16 protein-coding genes and 4 pseudogenes are annotated in these 18,280 nt (G+C 71.5%); 9 read left to right on the top strand and 11 right to left on the bottom strand.

Features of this window, described 5'->3' with window-relative positions; all coding sequences use genetic code 11:
• Positions 1–76: 76 nt before the first annotated feature.
• The 3 genes from MTP03_RS16020 to MTP03_RS16010 all read left to right on the top strand — a co-directional run bounded on the left by MTP03_RS16020 (position 77) and on the right by MTP03_RS16010 (position 3,427).
• A complete protein-coding gene (locus MTP03_RS16020) occupies positions 77–1,039 on the top strand; it encodes a class I SAM-dependent methyltransferase (RefSeq protein WP_248489083.1) in 963 nt (320 codons plus the stop codon).
• On the top strand, positions 1,039–2,190 hold the full coding sequence (locus MTP03_RS16015; RefSeq protein ID WP_248489082.1) for a class I SAM-dependent methyltransferase: 1,152 nt from the start codon (positions 1,039–1,041) through the stop codon (positions 2,188–2,190). Before MTP03_RS16020 ends, MTP03_RS16015 begins: the two co-directional genes overlap by 1 nt.
• A gap of 76 nt (positions 2,191–2,266) precedes the next feature.
• The gene (locus MTP03_RS16010; protein ID WP_248489081.1) at positions 2,267–3,427 is read left to right on the top strand and encodes a pyridoxal phosphate-dependent aminotransferase; all 1,161 of its coding nucleotides are present in this window, start codon (positions 2,267–2,269) and stop codon (positions 3,425–3,427) included.
• A gap of 4 nt (positions 3,428–3,431) precedes the next feature.
• Here the strand turns inward: MTP03_RS16010 and MTP03_RS16005 are convergent.
• A pseudogene (locus tag MTP03_RS16005) lies at positions 3,432–4,384 on the bottom strand (alpha/beta hydrolase).
• 87 nt (positions 4,385–4,471) lie between these two features.
• On the opposite strand from MTP03_RS16005, the gene MTP03_RS16000 reads away from it, so the two are divergent.
• Complete coding sequence (locus MTP03_RS16000; protein WP_371820783.1) at positions 4,472–5,053, top strand: TetR/AcrR family transcriptional regulator; 582 nt, start codon at positions 4,472–4,474, stop codon at positions 5,051–5,053.
• Here MTP03_RS16000 and map read toward each other — a convergent pair.
• The 4 genes from map to MTP03_RS15980 all read right to left on the bottom strand — a co-directional run bounded on the left by map (position 5,037) and on the right by MTP03_RS15980 (position 8,287).
• Positions 5,037–5,804, bottom strand: coding sequence for a type I methionyl aminopeptidase (gene map / locus MTP03_RS15995; RefSeq protein ID WP_248489080.1), 768 nt, complete (start codon positions 5,802–5,804; stop codon positions 5,037–5,039). The two genes, MTP03_RS16000 and map, sit on opposite strands and share 17 nt — an antisense overlap.
• Positions 5,805–5,822: 18 nt before the next feature.
• Complete coding sequence (locus MTP03_RS15990; protein WP_371820782.1) at positions 5,823–6,824, bottom strand: acyl-CoA thioesterase; 1,002 nt, start codon at positions 6,822–6,824, stop codon at positions 5,823–5,825.
• Positions 6,825–6,944: 120 nt separating this feature from the next.
• Entirely contained in the window at positions 6,945–7,784 is an 840-nt protein-coding gene (locus tag MTP03_RS15985) for a PQQ-binding-like beta-propeller repeat protein (RefSeq protein WP_248489078.1), read from the bottom strand.
• Positions 7,781–8,287 (bottom strand): hypothetical protein, encoded by a 507-nt coding sequence (locus tag MTP03_RS15980; protein ID WP_248489077.1) that lies wholly within the window; start codon positions 8,285–8,287, stop codon positions 7,781–7,783. The genes MTP03_RS15985 and MTP03_RS15980 overlap by 4 nt, the downstream gene beginning before the upstream one ends.
• A 92-nt stretch (positions 8,288–8,379) precedes the next feature.
• Between MTP03_RS15980 and MTP03_RS15975 the strand changes: the two genes are divergently transcribed.
• Together MTP03_RS15975 and MTP03_RS15970 are read left to right on the top strand one after the other, a co-directional pair.
• Complete coding sequence (locus tag MTP03_RS15975) at positions 8,380–9,132, top strand: acyltransferase (protein ID WP_248489076.1); 753 nt, start codon at positions 8,380–8,382, stop codon at positions 9,130–9,132.
• Positions 9,129–9,788 (top strand): Uma2 family endonuclease, encoded by a 660-nt coding sequence (locus MTP03_RS15970; protein ID WP_248489075.1) that lies wholly within the window; start codon positions 9,129–9,131, stop codon positions 9,786–9,788. Before MTP03_RS15975 ends, MTP03_RS15970 begins: the two co-directional genes overlap by 4 nt.
• A gap of 18 nt (positions 9,789–9,806) precedes the next feature.
• On the opposite strand, the gene MTP03_RS15965 is transcribed toward MTP03_RS15970, so the two are convergent.
• From MTP03_RS15965 to MTP03_RS15945, 5 genes and pseudogenes are all read right to left on the bottom strand, one after another.
• On the bottom strand, positions 9,807–10,334 hold the full coding sequence (locus tag MTP03_RS15965; RefSeq protein ID WP_248489074.1) for a GNAT family N-acetyltransferase: 528 nt from the start codon (positions 10,332–10,334) through the stop codon (positions 9,807–9,809).
• A gap of 2 nt (positions 10,335–10,336) precedes the next feature.
• Positions 10,337–10,600 (bottom strand): hypothetical protein, encoded by a 264-nt coding sequence (locus MTP03_RS15960; RefSeq protein WP_248489073.1) that lies wholly within the window; start codon positions 10,598–10,600, stop codon positions 10,337–10,339.
• A 36-nt stretch (positions 10,601–10,636) separates the two neighbouring features.
• Positions 10,637–11,951: pseudogene (locus MTP03_RS15955) on the bottom strand (glycosyltransferase family 4 protein).
• A gap of 1 nt (position 11,952) precedes the next feature.
• Positions 11,953–13,451, bottom strand: a pseudogene (locus MTP03_RS15950) (1,4-alpha-glucan branching protein domain-containing protein).
• Between the two features lie 32 nt (positions 13,452–13,483).
• Positions 13,484–14,230: a bifunctional 2-polyprenyl-6-hydroxyphenol methylase/3-demethylubiquinol 3-O-methyltransferase UbiG gene (locus MTP03_RS15945; protein ID WP_248489072.1), complete on the bottom strand. Its 747-nt coding sequence runs from the start codon at positions 14,228–14,230 to the stop codon at positions 13,484–13,486.
• Between the two features lie 218 nt (positions 14,231–14,448).
• On the opposite strand from MTP03_RS15945, the gene MTP03_RS15940 reads away from it, so the two are divergent.
• The 3 genes from MTP03_RS15940 (at position 14,449) to MTP03_RS15930 (ending at position 17,015) form a co-directional block, all read left to right on the top strand.
• Complete coding sequence (locus tag MTP03_RS15940) at positions 14,449–15,228, top strand: electron transfer flavoprotein subunit beta/FixA family protein (protein WP_248489071.1); 780 nt, start codon at positions 14,449–14,451, stop codon at positions 15,226–15,228.
• A gap of 37 nt (positions 15,229–15,265) precedes the next feature.
• Positions 15,266–16,222: an electron transfer flavoprotein subunit alpha/FixB family protein gene (locus MTP03_RS15935; protein ID WP_248489070.1), complete on the top strand. Its 957-nt coding sequence runs from the start codon at positions 15,266–15,268 to the stop codon at positions 16,220–16,222.
• Positions 16,223–16,430: 208 nt separating this feature from the next.
• Positions 16,431–17,015, top strand: coding sequence for a response regulator (locus tag MTP03_RS15930; protein WP_371820983.1), 585 nt, complete (start codon positions 16,431–16,433; stop codon positions 17,013–17,015).
• Between the two features lie 471 nt (positions 17,016–17,486).
• Here MTP03_RS15930 and MTP03_RS15925 read toward each other — a convergent pair.
• Positions 17,487–17,576 (bottom strand): annotated as a pseudogene (locus MTP03_RS15925) (hypothetical protein); the annotation flags it as partial.
• Between the last annotated feature and the right edge of the window lie 704 nt (positions 17,577–18,280).

Below are 18,280 nucleotides of genomic sequence, written 5' to 3'. Positions count from 1 at the left end.
GTGTTCTCATCACGCGGGTTGGGCCTGGACCTGACTGGGCGGTAACCTGGCGGGAACATCATCTCGAAAGGCCCGAATGACCGACCAGCAGCCGGCCCCCAACCCGCACGCCACGGCGGACGAGGTTGCGGCCGCATTCTCCGACACGAAGCTCGCCCAGGTGCTCTACCACGACTGGGAGGCCGAGACCTACGACGAGAAGTGGCACATCAGCTTCGACGAGCGGTGCATCGACTACGCCCGTGACCGGTTCGAGGCGGCGACGCACGGCGACAACGAGAAGCCCTACGGGCGCGCCCTGGAGCTGGGCTGCGGCACCGGCTTCTTCCTGCTCAACCTCATGTCGGCGGGGGTCGCGGAGACCGGCTCGGTCACCGACCTCTCGCCCGGCATGGTGAAGGTCGCGCTGCGCAACGGCGAGGCGCTCGGTCACACCGTCGACGGCCGGGTCGCCGACGCCGAGACCATCCCGTACGAGGACGACACGTTCGACCTGGTCGTCGGGCATGCGGTGCTGCACCACATCCCGGACGTCGAGCAGTCGCTGCGCGAGGTGCTGCGGGTGCTCAAGCCCGGTGGCCGGTTCGTGTTCGCCGGCGAGCCCACCACGATCGGCGACTTCTACGCCCGCTGGCTCGGACGCATCACCTGGGGCGTCACCACCAACGTGACGAAGCTGCCGTTCCTCGCCGACTGGCGCCGCCCGCAGGCGGAGCTCGACGAGTCGTCGCGGGCGGCCGCGCTCGAGGCCGTCGTGGACATCCACACGTTCGACCCGGACGAGATGGAGGCCATGGCCGCCCGCGCCGGCGCCGTCGACGTCCAGGCGAGCACCGACGAGTTCACCGCCGCCTTCCTCGGCTGGCCGGTCCGCACCTTCGAGGCGGCCGTGCCGCCCGAGAAACTGGGCTTCGGCTGGGCCGGGTTCGCGTTCGGCGGCTGGAAGAAGCTGTCGGCGCTCGACGAGAACCTGCTGCGTCGCGTCGTGCCGCGCAAGTTCTTCTACAACCTCGCGATCACGGGTACCAAGCCCCGGTAGTGGACGCGGCGGGGCTGTCCTACCTCCGGTCGGACGAGGGCGCCGCCGCGGTCGCGGCGGCGGACCGTCTGGCCCTGACCGACGCGTCCCTGCTGGCCGACGTGTCGACGGTGCGGAGCCTCGCCGGTCCGCACGCCCCCGTGGTCATCGAACAGGTCCGGGCCCGCCGCCGCGCTGCCGCCAAGCTGGGCGAGGTGACCGGCTGGCTGCTCACCGACGAGGCCGTGCAGCAGGCCACCCCCGCCGCCGTCGCGGAGCACCGCGCGCGCCGGCTCGCCTGGCTCTCGGTGCACGACGTCACCTGCTCCATCGGTGCGGAACTGCGCGCCCTCGTGCAGGTGTGCCCCCGGGTGGTCGGCAGCGACATCGACCCGGTCCGCGCGCGGATGGCCGCCCACAACGTGCCGCGCGCCCTCGTCTACGTCGCCGACGCGCTGACCCCCACCACCACGGCCGACGTCGTGATCGCCGACCCCGCGCGCCGGTCCGGCGGCAGGCGCATCGTCGACCCGGAGCAGATGTCGCCCGCGCTCTCGGCATTGCGCGCCGCGTACGCGGGCCGGTCGCTCGCGGTCAAGACCGCGCCGGGCATCGACTACGACGGGCTGCGGCGCGACGGCTTCGACGGGGAGGTCGAGATCGTCTCGCTCGACGGCGGCGTCCGCGAGGCCTGCCTGTGGTCCGGTCCCGTCGCGGTCCCCGGGCTCACCCGGGCGACTGTGTTACGCAGTGGCGATACGGGATTCGAGGTGGTTTCCAGCGCCCCGCACGACGTCGACCCCGGCCCGGCAGGGCGCTTCCTGCTCGAGCCCGACGGTGCCGTCATCCGCGCCGGGCTGGTGCGGCACTACGCGGCGCGGCACGACCTCTGGCAGCTCGACCCGCACATCGCGTACCTGACCGGCGACGTCGTGCCGGACGGGGTGCGCGGGTTCGAGGTTCTCGACGAGTTCCGGTTCACGGAGAAGGTGCTGCGTGCCGAGCTCCGCGCCCGCGATGTCGGCACCGTCGAGATCCTCACCCGCGGGGCGGGCGTCGACCCGGACGTGCTGCGTAAGCGGCTCAAACTGCAGGGCTCGCAGGCGATGACGGTGGTGATCACCCGGATCGGCCGGGAGGTCACCGCGTTCCTCACCCGCCCGACGCGGTGATCAGGCGGTCTTCGCTCTCCTGGGCCTCCTCGTCGAGCAGTCGGTTCCCGCGGCAGCCGGAGGCGCGGATGACACCATGGAGCGCATGCAGGAAGCGCGGCGGTCGGATGTCGAGATGTTCCACGTCATGGACGTGCTGGCGGCGGCGGCGCGGCGCCGCGAGACCCACGGCGACGTGATCTCGCTGGCCGCGGGGCAGCCGAGTGCGGGGGCGCCGAAGCCGGTGCTCGCCGCGGCGCACGCCGCGCTGGACGCCGGGCCGCTCGGCTACACCGAGGCGATGGGGATCGCGCCGCTGCGGGAGACCATTGCCGCGCACTACGGCCGTGCGTACGGGCTGGACGTCGCGCCGGGCGCGGTGGCGATCACGACGGGGTCGTCGGGCGCGTTCACGCTCGTGTTCCTCGCGGCCTTCGACCCGGGGGACACCGTCGTCATGGCCCGGCCCGGGTATCCCGCCTACCGGAACACCCTGAAGGCCCTCGGCTGCCGGGTGGTCGAGCTCGACTGCGGCCCGGACTCGCGGTTCCAGCCGACCGTCGCCATGCTGGACGCGCTGCCGGAGCCGCCGAAGGGGCTCATCGTCGCGAGCCCGGCGAACCCGACGGGGACCATCCTGGCACCGTCCGACCTCGCCGACCTGGCGCGCTGGTGCGCGGCGCACGGCACGCTGCTCATCTCGGACGAGATCTACCACGGCGTGAGCTACGGCCGGCCGACGTCGTGCGCGTGGGAGACCTCCCGCGAGCAGGTGGTGATGGGCTCGGTGTCGAAGTACTTCGCCATGACCGGCTGGCGGCTCGGCTGGATGCTGCTGCCCGAGTACCTGCAGCGGCCCGTCGAGCGACTCACGGCGAACATGACGATCTGCCCGCCCGCGATCAGCCAGTACGCCGCGATCGCCGCCTTCACCGACGAGGCCCGGGCCGAGCTCGACGCGCATGTGGCCGGGTACGCGCGCAACCGCGAGATCGTGCTCGCCGGGCTCACGGACCTCGGCGTGACCCGCGTCGCTCCGCCCGACGGTGCCTTCTACGCCTACGCCGACATCGGTCACCTCACCGACGACTCGTTGTCCTGGTGCGCACGCGTTCTCGACGAGACCGGCGTGGCGATCACCCCGGGCCTGGACTTCGACACGGCCCGGGGCAACCGCACCGTCCGCCTCAGCTTCGCCGGCGCGAGCGCCGAGATCGAGGAAGCGCTGCACCGGTTGGCGCCCGTCTTCAGGCGGTGAGACTTCAGACGGTGAGAGCGCGGCGGAAGGCCGCGATCGCGAGGTCGAATCCGGCCTGTGCGCCGTGGGTCTCGCGCAGGGCGTTGAGCATCATGAAGTCGTGGATGACCCCGCCGATACGCACGGCGGTCACCTCGTTTCCGCTTCGCGGAGCTTCGCGGCGTAGGCCTCGCCGCCGTCGCGCAGCACGTCGGCCTCGGCGGTGATGACGGTGGCGGGCGGCAGGTCCCGAAGCTGCTCGACGGTGGCATTCAGCGGTGAGGCGAAGATCTCGGCGCGCTGCGCCTCGTCGTTCGTGTACTGGTCCCAGAACCACTGCATGGCGTCGCGGCGCAGGAAGTAGCCCTCGGCGAACTCGTGGTACGAGCCGGTCTCGAAGTCCGCGTCCACCACGGGGTACAGCAGGACCTGAGCGGCCAGCGACACGTCGCCGCGGGCCTTGGCCTGGAGGGCGAGCACGGCCGCCATGTCGCCGCCGACGGAATCGCCGGAGACCGCGATGCGGGTGCCGTCGAGGTTCTTCTCCGCGCCCGAGCTCACGACCCACTGCGCGACGGCGTAGTTCTGCTCGATCGCGATCGGGTACCGCGCCTCGGGGGAGAGGTCGTACTCCGGGAAGACCACGGCCGCACCGGTGCCGACGGCGAACTCGCGGACCAGGCGGTCGTGCGTGTGGGCGTTGCCGAAGACCCAGCCCGCGCCGTGGACGTAGAGGATGACGGGCAGGACGCCGGTGGCGCCCTTCGGGCGGACGATGCGGGTGCGCACCTCGCCGGTGGGGCCGCCGGGCACGGTGATCCACTCCTCGTCGACCTCGGGGAAGGTGACGCCGTCGCCCGACTGGACCTCATCGACGGTCTTCCGGCCGTCGACGGGGCCGAGGTCGAACAGGTAGGGCGGATTCGCGGTGGCGTCGGAGAAGGCCTGGGCGGCGGGCTCGAGGATGGTCTTGCTCATGATCTGCTCCTTGTCGGCTTCGCGGAGAACGTTCGTTCTCTCGCTGGGTGTTAGAGTAGGGGAACGATCGTTCTCTCGTCAAGGGGTATGTGGAAGATGGATGCGGATCAGCAGCGCGTCGCCGTGCTGGAGGCGGCGGAGAAGCTGTTCTACGGCAAGGGGATCCAGGCTGTCGGGATGGACGAGATCCGCGCCGCCGCCGGCGTCTCCCTCAAGGCGATCTACAAGCTCTTCCCGTCGAAGGATGCGCTCGTCGCCGAGGTGCTGACGATCCGTGACCGGCGCTGGACCGACGGGCTGCACAAGTACGTGGACCGGGCCGGCGGGCCGGAGGAGCGGGTCCTCGCGGTTTTCGACTGGCTCGACGAGATGTTCGCCGAGAACGACTTCCGCGGCTGCTCGTTCATCAACAGCTACGGCGAGCTCGGCGCCACATCATCGACCGTCGCCGACGCCGCCGTGCGCAACAAGGCCTGCTACCAGGACGAACTCGCGGCACTCGTCGCAGAGGCGGGCCTGCCGGAGCGCGTCGCGGTCCAGATCGGGCTGCTCACCGAGGGGGCGCTCACCACCGCCGCCATCCTCGGCCCGGACGGCGTCGTCGACGGTGCGCGGCAGGCCGCCCGGGTGCTCATGGGGGCACAGAGGTCGGTTACTTCGGCGCAGTGAGAACGAACGGGCCGTCCTCGGTGATGGCGACGGTGTGTTCGCTGTGCGCGGCACGGGAACCGTCGGCGGACCGCAGGGTCCAGCCGTCGGGGTCGAAGACGATCTTGTCGGTCGTGGCGCAGAACCACGGCTCCAGCGCGAGCGTCGTGCCGGTCTGCAGGAGCATGCCCTTGCGCGCCTTCCCGGCGTTGGGTACGTGCGGGTCCTCGTGCATCGTCCGGCCCAGGCCGTGCCCGCCGAACTGCGTGTTCACCGGGTAGCCGTACTGCTTGGCCACGGCGCCGATCGCAGCGGAGACCGTGCCCAGCCTCGTGCCGGGGCGCATGTGGTCGATGGCGGCGTCGAGCGCCTCGCGGGTCGCCCGGATGAGCCGGGTGTCCTCGGGGCGGGGCGTGCCCACGCTGACCGACCGGGCGGCGTCGGCGACCCAGCCGTCGATCGACACCGCGATGTCGACGGTCAGCAGGTCGCCGTCGGCGAACACGTGGTCGGGCGGCAGCCCGTGCAGGCAGGCGTCGTTGATGGAGATGCACGTGACGTTGCGGAACGGTCCGCTGCCGAACGACGGGGCGTAGTCCCAGTAGCACGAGACGGCACCGCGGTCGGCGATCATCTTCCGCGCGCGGTGTTCGAGCTCCATCGCGTTCATGCCGACCTCTGCCATGCCGGTCAGCTCCTCGAGCAGCTCGGCGATGAAAATACCGGTCGTGCGCATCTTCGCGATCTCGGCAGGGGTCTTGAGCTCCATCACGGGCGAGATTCTACGCGGTCAGATGGCCACCATCCTGGTCGCGGCCGAGGCGGTGCGCCGGCCGCGGATGGCGATCAGCTCGCGGGCGTGCGCGTCGAGGGCCACGTCGCCGGGCAGGCGCGGCGTCCACCGTCGCACAGCCGTGGCGTCGCCGCCGGCGTCGAGCGCCGCCAGCACGTGCAGGGCGTGCGCCGCGGGCTGCGGGGTGTGCTCGTGCGGCCAGCACGTCGCGAGGTGCACGGAGACGTGCATCGTCTGCCGGCCCGTGTGCAATAGGCGCGCCGAGACCTCGATGACCTGCCCGATCTGCACGGGGCGGTAGAAGCGCACGCCGCCGACGTAGACGGTGACGGCTTCGCCGCCGCTCCAGCCCGCCGCGCACAGGTAGGCGGCGTCGTCCATCCAGCCCATCACCCGCCCGCCGTGGGCCTTGCCGCCCCAGTTGATGTCCGTGGGAGCGGCGAGGAAGCGGGTGGTGCGCCGCTCCGCCTCGGTCGGCAGCGAGTAGTCCGCCCCGCTCATCGCCGCGGCGATCCGCTGCCGAACGTCGGTGCGGACCTCGGCCTCCTCGGCGGCGCGGACGTCCTCGGCGAGGACCGGCTGCCACTGCCGCACGGGTTTCGGCTTCCCGGCCTCGTCCACCGCGACGAAGACGAGCAGACATGTGCTGGCGACGGTGAACGTCCCCACCCGCGGATCGGCGGAGGCGACCTCGCACTGGATGTGCATGCTGCTGCGGCCGGTGTGGACCAGCGTGGCGCGCACCTCGACGACGTCGCCCGACGCGATATCGCGGCCGAAGCCGATGTTGCCGACGTAGGCGGTCACCGAGTAGCCGCCCGACCAGGCGGCGGCGCACGCGTACGCCGCCTTGTCGATCCACTCGAGGATGCGGCCGCCCCGGACGCCGCCGCCGAGGGTGGCGACGTCGGTGGGGGCGGCCAGGAACCGCAGGGTGATCCGGCGATCGGTGATGGGCACGGGCGGGCTCCTTTGCAGGCGGTGAGCGGATCGCACCATCGTGGCGGGGGCCGCGAACGCACTGCGGACCGGGGAGCGCGATGAGGACTCGGTGATCGGGAGGTAACCGGGCCGGTCATCCGGGCGTAACACCGCCCCGCGCGGAGACCGCGCGGCGCGTCACTCCTTGGCGACGCTGTCGCCGATCCGGCGACCGGAGGTGAAGGCGAAGACGGTGCCGTCCTGGCCGACGGTGACGAGCTCACCGTCGGGACCGATCGACACGCCGGACGACGACTCGACGGAGTCCGGGAGGGCGAACGTCCGCAGCGTGGTGCCGGTGTCGGTGCGGAATTCGAGCAGCTGCGACTGGACCCGCGCCCACGAGCGGACCACCGCGTAGCCGATGCCGCCGCGGATCTGGGTGACGGGCGAGATCATCGCGACGTCGGTGCGCTTGAACACCTCCGTGGCCTTGTCGCCCTCGTCGCGAAGCGCGACGAACGAGGCGCGCTGCAGCCCGGGAGCGGCGGGGATGATGATCCCGTCCGGCGAGACCGACGGCGGGACCGCCGTCTCGTAGCCCAGGTCGTACGTCCACTTCGTCTTACCGGTCTCGGCGTCGAGGGCCGCGAGTTCGCCCGAGCGCAGGTTCACGTACAGCGTCGACCGGTCGTCGGACAGCGCGGGCGAGCCGACCGCACCGTCGGCGATGTCCGTGCGCTCCCACGCGTACCGCAGGTCGTGGCGGGTGCCGCCGTTCTTGTCGTACGCCACCGCCATCACCTTCGACGGTGCCGCGCCCGGCCCGGTGCCCCCGCCCACGATCACGTAGGCGCGCTCGGCCTCGGTGTCGACCGCCGGTGGGCCGGAGACCGGGCACGCGGGGCCGTTCTTCGCGCAGTCGCCGAGGCCGGCGCCGTTGTAGTCCGCGGAGATCTTCGGCAGCAGGCCGATCGCGGCGCCCGCGGCGACCCCGTCGTGTGAGTCGACCAGGACCATCTGGCCGAGGTGGGTCACGGCGAGCACCGTGTTGTCGCCCGCGAGTTTGATCCACAGTGGCGCACCCGCGGTGGGTAGCGCCAGCGCACCTGGTTGTCGGGGTTGAAGCTGTAGAGCCAGCCGGGGATGCCGAGATAGGAGTACTCGAACTGATCGACGACGGGGGCCTGCAGGTCGGCGCCGGGCGCATCGCGCCGGCAGTACTTCTTGCGGCCCACGGTGAGCTCGAGCGTGAACGTGGTGCAGCCCGTCTCGGTGGCGGCGGTGACGGCGACGGTGCCCCGGTTGGTGATCGCGGGCTGCGCCAGGTTGGTGCCGACGAGCGCCCGGTTCCAGGCCGGGACCAACGACGGTGCCGCGTCCCGGTCCGAATACGAGTTGTTGCGCGAATCGCCGTACATGCCGGGCCAGGCCGCGGAATCGTCGGCGTACACCCAGGTGTCGTCGGGGGAGCACGAGACCAGGACCGCAGCGGCAGCCATCGTCGCGCCCAGTGTGAGCGCGCGCCTACCCAACCGCATGTGTCTCCTCGCCTCGTCGCGTTATCGCCCCACAGAGTATCGCGGCGACCTTCCGGGACCCGCGGGGCGCACCGCCGGATAGGCTCACCGACATGACGAGCATGTGGAACGCCCCGTACCGGTCGCGCTGGCGTCACGCGCGCCAGGCCGACGTGCAGGCGCGTTTCCTCACCCTCGCGTCGCTGCGCTGGGTCCTGAAGAACAAGGCGTACACGCCCTGGTACCTGGTGCGGTACCTCCGGCTCGCCAAGTTCCGGCTGGCGAACCCGCACATCGTGCTCAAGGGGATGGTGTTCCTCGGCAAGAACGTCGAGATCCACGCGACGCCCGGGCTCGGGCGCATGGAGATCGGCCGCTGGGTGCACATCGGCGACTCCAACAAGATCCGCTGCCACGAGGGCTCGCTGCGCATCAGCGACAAGTCGGTGTTCGGCCGCGACAACGTGGTCAACTGCTACCTCGACATCGAGTTCGGGCCGGCGTCGCTGGTCGCCGACTGGTGCTACATCTGCGACTTCGACCACAAGATGGACGACATCAACGTCCCCATCAAGGACCAGGGGATCGTCAAGGGGCCGGTGCGCATCGGCGGCGACACCTGGGTCGGCACGAAGGTCACCGTCACCCGCAACACCCTGATCGGGCACGGCACCGTCCTCGGCGCGCACGCCGTGGTCCGCGGCGAGATCCCGCCGTACTCGATCGCGGTCGGCTCGCCCGCGCGCGTGGTGAAGAACCGCAAGGACATGTGGGAGGCGTCCGTCGCCGAGCGCGCCGAGCTCGAGCGGGCGCTGGCCGACATCGAGCGCAAGAAGGCCGAGGCCCGCGGACTGCCCGCGGAATGATCACGCGCTGTGCCCGGCCGCGGATCCGAGGACGATCTAAACTCGTCAGTGGGCCGTGCAACCCTGCAGTGACGTCGCAAGGCGAGGGGGAGACCATGACGATGCCGGTGATGAGCGATCACCTGTACACCTTCGACGAGTGGCGTGAGCTTCCCGAGGACGAGCGACTGAAGATCGAGGTCGTCGAAGGGGTTCGCACCGTGTCACCCAGGGGATACGCCTTTCATCAGCGCGCGCTGCACCGGCTGCTCGCCCGGTTGGAGGAGGATCTACCGCGCCGATGGTCGCCGCTCGCCGAGGTTGACGTCGTGCTGAGCAAGAAGCCGCTCACCGTGCGGATCCCCGACATCGTGGTCGCCGATTCCGCCGTCGTCGATGCGAATCCCCCGCGGTTGTTCGGCGCCGACGTCCGGTTGGCGGTCGAAGTGCTTTCGGAAGGCACCCGGCGGGTCGATCGGGTGATGAAGTTCGCCGAGTACGCCGAGGCGGGCATCGCGCAGTACTGGATCATCGACCTCGATCCGCCCATCTCACTTCGGGCCTTCACCCTGGTGGACGGGATGTACGAGCTCGACGGGGAGTTCTCGGGCATCCAGGTGCTGCATGTCGCAGGGCACCCGGTCAGGCTGGATCTGACGGCGCTGACCGCGCGCTGACCGCCCGGGCGGTCGGGTTCACAGCTCGTAGAACGGTCGCGCGTAGTGGAATTCGCCGCGCAGGTCCGGTGTGTACGCGCCCAGCGTGCACACCATGAACGAGTCTCCGGACCACTCCGCGACGTCGGGTGTCACGCCGAGGTCCGCGCCCGGGACGAAGCCGAATCGCGGGTAGTAGCCGCTGTGCCCGAGCAGCGCGACGAGCCGCTCGCCGAGGGCATCGGCCGCGCCGAGCGAGGCCAGCATGAGGGCCGAACCGGCGCCCCGCGCGTGCAGGTCCGACCGGACGCCCAGCGGCCCCAGGGCGAGGACGGGCACCTCGCCGACGGTCGCGCGGGTGAGGCAGACGTGGCCGATCACGGCGCCGTCGTCGTCTTCGGCGACGAAGGACAGCTCGTCGATCCACGCGCCACTGCGGCGCAACGCCGCGATCAGGGCGACCTCGACCGGCTCCGTCCGGCCCGGCGGCGTCATCGGCGCGAACGCGCTCCGATGCACACCCGCGACCGCCGCGTGGTCCTCCGGAGTCTCGTTCCGGATCAGCACGCTCAGCCCTCCGCGGCGTCCACCACCGCCCGGAGGCGGGGCGAGACGGGGGCGAAGACGTCGAGGACACCGATCGCGCGGAGCTGCGGTACGGCGTCGGCCAGCGCGGCGACGAGCTCGCCGGCCTCAGGCGAGCCCTCCGGCGCGGCCTCCAGGGCCTGTGCGTTCCGCACGAACGCGGCCACCGTCCCCTTGCGCAGCGGAACGCCGCCGAAATCGGCGGAGTTCTGGTCGTCGGGCAGGACGTCTTCCGGTCGCGTCGTCATGCCCCGACGATGCCACGGGTCGCCGGTGTCGGCACCTCACACCGGGTTCGTCGGGTCCCGTTCGGGGAGCGGACGTTCGTCGATCACGCGGCGGCCCAACGGGTTCCGGGGCGCCGCTTCGCAGCCAGGTACACCTGGACGGTCTCGCGGGCAACGGCCTCCCAGGTCAGCTCCTCGACTTCGACCCGCGCCGCGGCGGCCCGACGGTGCGCGGCGGCCGGGTCGTCGAGCACGCCACGGATCGCGGCCGTCAGCCCCGGCACGTCGGCGGGTTCGACCGACTCCCCGGTCTCGCCGGACCGGATGAAGTCGGCGAGGCCGCCCGCGGTCGTCGCGATCACCGGAATCCCGGTGGCGGCGCCCTCGAGCGCGACGATCCCGAACGGCTCGTACCGCGACGGGATCACCAGCGCGTCGGCCGAGTGCAACTGCGCGACCAGCTCCTCGTGGTCGAGTGCGCCCGTGAACTCCACGGCGCGCAGGACCCGGTGCTCGCGGGCGACGTCGCGCAGCCACGCCGCCTGCGTGCCGTCCCCGGCCACCGTCAGCGTGGTCCCGGGGTGCGTGCGGCGCACCCGGGCCAGCGCGGCGACCAGGTCCTGCACCCCCTTCTCGTACTCCAGCCGGCCGACGTACAGCAGGCGGGGGCGCCCCGTCGGGCCCCGGACCGGACCGCCGCGGACCGGTCCCGGAAGGGCCACAGCGACGAGTCGATGCCGTTCGCGATCACGTGCAGCTGCGCGAGGCCGGGCCCGAACAGGCGATTGACCTCGTCGGACATCGAGCGCGAGCACGTGATCACGGCGTCGGCCTCGTTGGCAAGCCACATCTCGGTGGAGTGCACCTGCCGATTGACGGGACCGGACACCCAACCGCTGTGCCGCCCGGCCTCGGTGGCGTGGACGGTCGCGACGAGCGGCGCGTCGAAGGCCTCGGCGAGCCCGACGGCGGCGTGCGCGGCGAGCCAGTCGTGCGCGTGCACCACGTCGGGCACCCACGGCCGGCCCACGGAGCCCGCCCCGTGCAGGGCGTCCTCGCCCGCGGTCGGGTTGAACCCGGCCAGGCGCAGCCCCGCCCGCAGCATGGAGTGCCCCATCGAGAGCACCCACGGCATCATGTCCGTGCCGAAGTCGAGGGCCAGCGGGTCCTCGGCGGCCATGATCACGCGGATGCCGTCGACGCTCGCGTCGGTGGTCGGGTGGGTCCGCGGGTCGGTGCCGGTGGGCTGCCGCGAGAGCACGACGACCTCGTGACCCTGGTCCCGCAGCTGCAGCGCCAGGTGGTGTACGTGCCGGCCGAGCCCGCCGACCACGACCGGAGGGTATTCCCAGGAGACGAGGAGTACGCGCATGTCAGTGGCCTCCCAGCGGCGCGGGGAGGCGCCGTGCGTCGAGCCCGGGAAGGGGTCGTCGGCCCGCTTCCACGCCCGCGCCAGCGCGACGGCCCGGCCCTCGTCGCCGCGCTCGGCGGCCTCGGCGATCTCGCGGAGTGCGTGCGCGTGCTTGTAGGCGCGGTCACGCGCGTATCCGGCGGCGGTGTCCTTGGAGACCATGAACGGCCAGTCCGACTGCAGGCACATCAGCCCCTCCTGCAGGACCTGGTCGGACACCACGTCGCGGACCCGTCCGCGGCGCTTGTCCAGGACGCGCAGCACCGTCGTGGTGATCTCGTCGTTGAGGTCCACGAACTCGCGTACCTGCGGGCCGTCCCAGACGTGCCAGTCCTTGCCCGAGCCCCAGGAGCTCGCGGGGATCTCCCGGGCGGCGCCCACGTAGCCGGCCTCGGCGGCGGAGCGCAGCGTGCCCACCCGGACGCCCGCCTCGGGCAGGGCGCGCAGGACCCGCTCGAGCCAGATAGGGCCCTCGTACCACCAGTGGCCGAACAGCTCCGTGTCGAAGGCCGCGACCACCAGGGCGTCCCGGCCGATCCGTGCGCTCTCCGACCGCACCCGTGCGACCACGGTGTCCACGAAGTCCGCGACGTGCTTGTCGATCGCGGCGTCGGCGCGCGCGGGTCGTACGGCGCCTTGTCCGCCTCGGCGACCTTCTTGCCGGTGACGCGGCTCGGCTTGAGGCCGGTCGCGTGGTCGTGCGCGTAGAAGTCGCGGTACGCGGCGTGGCCGGGGTAGCCGGACCTGGGCGACCACACCCGGTAGCTGACGGGCAGGTCCCGGCCGAAGGCGAGCACCGTCGAATCCCCGACCGGGCGGGCCAGCGCGGTATCGCCACCGAGGGTGGGTCCGTCGACCATGAAGTGCGTGACGCCGGCGGCCTCGTACCCGGTCTCCATGCCGGGCTTGTAGGCGCACTCGGGTGCCCAGATGCCGGTGCGCGCGGGCGATCCCAGTCGGGCCCGCCCGTACGCGAGGCCCTCCCGCAGCGACAGCTCGCGCAGACGCGGGTCGAGCAGGGGCTGGAACGGGTGCGCGAGTGGCCCTCCCAGTAGTTCGACGGTGCCGGCGTCGGCCGGCGGCGCAGCACGGGGTGCCGCCGTGGCGCCACCGGGTCTCGAACCGCTCGAGTGCGTGTGCGGCGTTGCGGTGCTCGCGCGCGCCGAGCTCCGCCGCGGCCCGCCGGCCGGAGAGCGCCGCCTCGTGGGCCCGGAGCTGCCAGTTGCCGAGGTAGTGGTGCATGGCTTCGAGGCAGTACGGATCGTCGAGCTGGGCCGCGAGGACGGGGGTCACGCCGAGCGTGAGCTGATCGGTACGGCCCTCGGCCGTAAGGGTTTCCAGTACCTCGGTCACGCGCAGGTACGACGCCGCCCAGGACTGGTAGAGCCATTCCTCGCCCACGGGCCACGCGCCGTGGTGCGCGAGCCACGGCAGGTGGGAGTGCAGGACGAACGCGAGCATGCCCGGCTCGCGCCGCGAGGCCGACGGTGCGCTCACGCGTCCGGCTTCTTCGCGTAGAAGAACAGGTCCAGGCTGTCGGGAGCGTCGGCGCGCAGGTCGAAGTCCGTCGCCGCGACAGCGGCGACGTCGTTCGACAGTTGCTCGGGCCAGGGCTCGCCGGCCAAGGAACGTTCGATCTGGGCGTCGATGAACGAGCCTCCGTGGGTTCGATCCAGTTCGGCGAGGCGCGGCCCGTGGAACACGCCCAGCTTCTCGGTCACCGTCAGGCCCGCGTCCTTGAGCAGCTCGGTCAGCTCGGCCGAGTTGAGCTCGCGCGTGTGGAACGGATTGAGCGGGGTGTCGCGGCCGGGGGAGAAGGTGACGCGATTGGGGGTGGAGATCGCCAGCTCGCCACCGGGGCGCAGGATGCGCGCCACCTCGCGGAGGAACTGCGGCTGGTCCCATAGGTGCTCGATCACCTGGAAGTTCACGACGGCGTCCACCGACGCGTCCTCGAGCGGCAGCTCGGCCAGGTTGCCGTGCAGCATCGTCACGTCCGGGTACGCGGCGCGCACGTGCGCGACGGCGGACTCGTCGTAGTCGAGAGCCGTCACCCGCGCGCCGGCCTCGGCCAGCATGGCGGCGCCGTAGCCCTCACCGCTTCCCGCCTCGAACACGGTCGTGCCGGCGTAGCGGTCGGCGATCGCCAGGTAGGCGATCTCGTGCCGGCGGAACCAGTAGTTCTCCTCGGGGATGCCGGGGACGGTTCGCTCACCGGTCAGGGGCAGCGGATCACACATTCTTGTCAGCCTAGTCTCCGGCGGCGGGTGGGCCAGCCCACATGGACAGTTACCCCACGGTAACTTACTCTGGCGTTAAACAGTGTCGTGAGGCGGTGCTAAGTTCGTGGCAAAGCCTGCGCTGGGGCGGTGATTCGCGCCTCGCCACGGCAGTGTGAGAATGTGCCCTACAGGTATGTCCTACGAGTAATCCAGATCCAGGAGGTCGACGAAGACCAATGACGAACGTAGTCGTACTGATCAAGCAGGTCCCTGACACGGGTTCCGAGCGCAAGCTGGCCGATGACTTCAGCCTCGACCGGTCGATCGACCCGGTGCTGGACGAGATCAACGAGCGTGCGGTCGAGGAGGCCCTCCAGATCAAGGAGGCCCACGGCGGCGAGGTCACGGTGCTGACCGTCGGCCCGTCGAGCTCCACGGACGCGATCCGCAAGGCGCTGTCGATGGGCGCCGACAAGGCCGTCCACGTCCAGGACGATGCGCTGCACGGCTCCGACGCCATCCAGACCGCGTGGGTCATCGCGCGCGCCCTTGGCACCATCGAGGGCGTCGAGCTGGTCATCGCCGGCAACGAGGCCACCGACGGCCGCGTCGGCGCCGTGCCGGCCATCCTGGCCGAGTACCTGGGTCTGCCGCAGCTCACGCACCTGCGCAAGCTCACCGTCGACGGTGACTCGCTCAAGGGTGAGCGCGAGACGGACGAGGGCATCTTCGAGCTCGAGGCGTCGCTCCCGGCCATCGTGTCGGTGAACGAGAAGATCAACGAGCCGCGCTTCCCGTCCTTCAAGGGCATCATGGCCGCGAAGAAGAAGGAGATCTCCGTGCTCTCCCTCGCGGAGATCGGCGTGGAGCTCGACGAGGTCGGCGGCGCGAACGCCGGCACCAGCGTCTCGGGCGTCACCCCGAAGCCGGCCAAGGAAGCGGGCGAGAAGGTCGTCGACGAGGGCGACGGCGGCACCAAGGTGGCGCAGTTCCTCATCGGCCAGAAGATCATCTAAGACCCCTCGAACCCCACTCTTAAGGAGAGAAGCCGTTATGGCAGACGTACTCGTCCTCGTCGAGCAGGTCGACGGGAAGCTGAAGAAGGTCACGGCTGAGCTGCTGACCGCCGCCAAGGCACTGGGTGAGCCCGCCGCCGTCGTCGTGGGCGCCCCCGGCACCACCGACGCGATCGCCGATCAGCTCAAGGCCGCCGGCGCCGCCAAGATCTACCGCGCGGAGTCGGCCGACGCCGACGCCTTCCTGATCACCCCCAAGGTCGGCGTTCTCGCCGAGCTGGCGGAGAACCAGGGCGCCGCTGCGGTCCTCACCGCCGCGACCTTCGAGGGTAAGGAAGTCGCCGGTCGCCTCGCCGCGCGCCTGGGCTCGGGCCTGGTCGCCGACGCGATCGCGTTCGGCCCCGGTGGCGCCGCCACGCACTCGATCTTCGGTGGCTCGTTCACCGTCGACGTCACCGCGGGTGGCGAGACCCCCGTCGTCTCGCTGCGCCCCGGCGCCATCGAGGCCGACGGTGCCGCCGGCGCCGGTGAGATCGTGGACGTCGCGGTCCCGGCCGAGGCCGAGAACGCGGTGAAGATCACCTCGCGCAACCCGATCCAGGGCGGCAGCCGCCCGGAGCTCACCGAGGCCTCGATCGTCGTCTCCGGCGGTCGTGGTGTGGGCTCGGCGGAGAAGTTCGCCGTGGTCGAGGCGCTCGCCGACTCGCTCGGCGCAGCCGTGGGCGCCTCGCGCGCCGCCGTCGACTCGGGCTACTACCCGGGCCAGTTCCAGGTCGGCCAGACCGGCAAGACCGTGTCGCCGCAGCTGTACATCGCCCTGGGTATCTCGGGCGCCATCCAGCACCGCGCCGGCATGCAGACCTCGAAGACCATCGTGGCCGTCAACAAGGACGAAGAGGCCCCGATCTTCGAGATCGCCGACTACGGCATTGTGGGCGACCTGTTCGACGTCGCTCCGCAGCTGACCGAGGCGGTCAAGGCGCACAAGGGCTGACGGGCCACCGCTAGCACCGCACGCGACGAGCCCCGCCCGGATCCTTCGGGCGGGGCTCGGTCGTATCCGCTTCACCCCGCGCTCGTCCGATCCTGCGGCGTCGCGCGCCGTCGTGGTGGTGCATTCGGAGAACCGCCCGTCTAGGGTCGATCGCGTGCACAGTGTGCTGATCGTCGATGATCAACGGCTGATCCGGGACGGTCTGAGGATGCTCCTCACGGCCGCCCCGGACTTCAGCGTCGCCGGCGAGGCGACCAACGGCGACGAGGCGGCACGCGCCTACCTCGAGCTCGCTCCCGACGTCGTGCTCATGGATCTGCGCATGCCGGGGACCGACGGGGTGCACGGCATCGAGCGGATCGTCGCGGCCGATCCGTCGGCGCGGATCGTCGTGCTGACCACGTTCGACGACGATGAGCACATGTATCCCGCGCTCGCGGCGGGCGCGGCGGGGTTCCTGGTCAAGGACATCGCTCCGGAGGCGCTGCTCGACGGCTTGCGGCGCACCGTCGCCGGCGAGGTCGCCATGTCGCCCGGGCCCGCGCGCAGGGTGCTCGGCGACGCACTGCGCGCCCGGTCCGCGGCGCCGGTGCCCGCGGCGGAGCCGGCGGTGCCGCTCACGGCTCGGGAGCACGACGTGCTCGCCCTCGTCGCCGAGGGGCTGGGCAACGCTGCGATCGCGAGCCGGCTGCACGTCGCCGAATCGACGGTGAAGGCGCACATCGCGAACCTGCGGCAGAAGACGGGCGCGGGTTCGCGGGTCGAGTTGGCGCGCTTCGCGTCCGGGCGGTGAGACCCGGCTACGGGCGTTCGGTGGGCACCCGGAGGAGACGACCCACCGGTCGCCGTCGGGGCCGGCGGTGATGCTCCCACCCGCGAGGTCGGCGCGCTCGGCCATCCCCGTCAATCCGTAGCCGTGTCCGCGGTTCCGGTGTGCGGGTAGCGGACTCGTCACCACCGCCGACCACGCTCGGTCGGTGCGGCGCACGTCGACGGCGACGGCGGCGTTCCGGGGCGCGTGCTTCATGACGTTGGTCAGAGCCTCCTGGACGACGCGCACGAGGGTGAGCGCGTCGATCGCGGCGGGAGGCGAGTCGCCGAGATCGATCCGGGCGTCCACGTCGAAACCGGCGTCGCGGGTGCGGTCCACGGCGCGCCGGATCTCGCTCTCGGCGTCGTCGATCGTCCGGTCGTCCACCGGTTCCCGTTCCCGCATCGCGGCCAACAGGCGTCGGATGTCGGCGAGCGAATCAGTGGCCGTCTCGTGGATGTCGGCGAGAACCTCGTCGAGCCCGGGATCGATGCCGGCGTACACGGTGCGCGCCACGCCCACCCGGAGCGAGATGGCCGACATGTGATGCGCCACCAGGTCGTGCAGTTCCCGGGCCAGCGCCGCGCGCTCGTCCCGCCGGGCGTGCAGCGCCTCGCGTTCCAGCTCGCGCCGCTCGCGTTCCGCCTGGGTGAACCGCTCCCGCACGTACAACCCGCCCAGGACCGGCAGGCCGACGAAGCTGATCGTCTCGGCGAGGATCCGCGCCGGCGTGTGCTGCTCGTCGTCGAGCACGGACCCGGTGATGTAGCTCGCGGCCCAGACCGCGGCCGCTGCGGCGACCGCCCACCGCGGTCTCTGCGAGGCGGCGAGTTCGGCGAGGGCGAGGGCCGCGAGGTACGGGACCAGACCCGCGGGCCCCCAGGCCTCCACCGAGAGCAGCCACCCGCAGAGCAGGGACAGCGTGAGCGAGACCGCGAACGGAGCGCGGTTGCCGAGGGCGAAGAGTGCTGCGGCGAGCATCGATCCGGCGATGTATTCCGGCGAGGCGTGGAACCGTCCGGGGTACACGCTCACCGCGAGGAGGACGGGCACCACCACGAGGGGAGCGATCCGCACACCGACGGTCCAGCTGGTGCGTGACATGGCAGCACCGTACGGCACCGTCCGGCCTCGCGAAAAGCCATGACCTGCACGCTTAGCCGTTCCGTCATGGATTGTCAACCCCCTCCCGGATGGTCCGGGCGGGCGAAACCACGTCCGCAGGGCGGAGTCGCCGGGCTCCGCCG

It is taken from the genome of Tsukamurella sp. PLM1, from assembly GCF_023168325.1.
Taxonomy (GTDB): Bacteria; Actinomycetota; Actinomycetes; order Mycobacteriales; family Mycobacteriaceae; genus Tsukamurella.
This window is presented reverse-complemented; position numbering and strand designations above follow the sequence as displayed.